This is a genomic window from Cellulosimicrobium sp. EB106-03-01-XG111, from assembly GCF_058792115.1.
In genome coordinates this window covers 1-737 of record NZ_JBYTEQ010000041.1, presented here as the reverse complement: position 1 = coordinate 737, position 737 = coordinate 1, and the positions used below count along the sequence as shown (strand labels likewise).

The following is a 737-nucleotide window of genomic DNA, read 5'->3' as shown; positions in this document are numbered from 1 at the left end:
GTGGGGTCGGGGTCGTTGGTTGTTTGAGAACTGCACAGTGGACGCGAGCATCTTTGTAAAGATCAAGACGCACCCTTTTGGGGGTGTGGTTCTTGGTTCTCTGCAGTTTTGTTGTTTTTGTTGAAGTTTTTAAGGGCACAGGGTGGATGCCTTGGCACTAGGAGCCGAAGAAGGACGTGGTAGCCTGCGATAAGCCTCGGGGAGCTGGCAAACGAGCTGTGATCCGAGGGTTTCCGAATGGGGGAACCCCGCACGAGTCATGTCGTGTGACCCGCACCTGAATATATAGGGTGTGTGGAGGGAACGTCGGGAAGTGAAACATCTCAGTACCGACAGGAAGAGATATTCCGTGAGTAGTGGCGAGCGAAAGCGGATGAGGCCAAACCGGGCGCGTGTTCAAGCTGTCAGGCGTTGCGTGTTCGGGGTTGTGGGACCCTTCTGGTGGATCTGACAGTCCGCCGGGGAGTAAGAAAGCCGTGTCATAGTCGAACCGCATTGAAAGGCGGACCACAGACGGTGCGAGTCCGGTAGACGAAATGGTGCGGCCTCCCGAAGGGGATCCCAAGTAGCACGGGGCCCGAGAAATCCCGTGTGAATCCGGCAAGACCACTTGCTAAGCCTAAATACTACCTAGTGACCGATAGCGGACCAGTACCGTGAGGGAAAGGTGAAAAGTACCCCGGGAGGGGAGTGAAATAGTACCTGAAACCGTGTGCCTACAATCCGTTGGAGCCTCC

Annotated in this window: 1 rRNA gene; it reads left to right on the top strand. The window is 55.8% G+C overall.

The window, feature by feature from the left end:
* Positions 1-119: 119 nt before the first annotated feature.
* Positions 120-737: ribosomal RNA gene (locus tag AC3WT4_RS19855) — 23S ribosomal RNA — on the top strand; the annotation flags it as partial.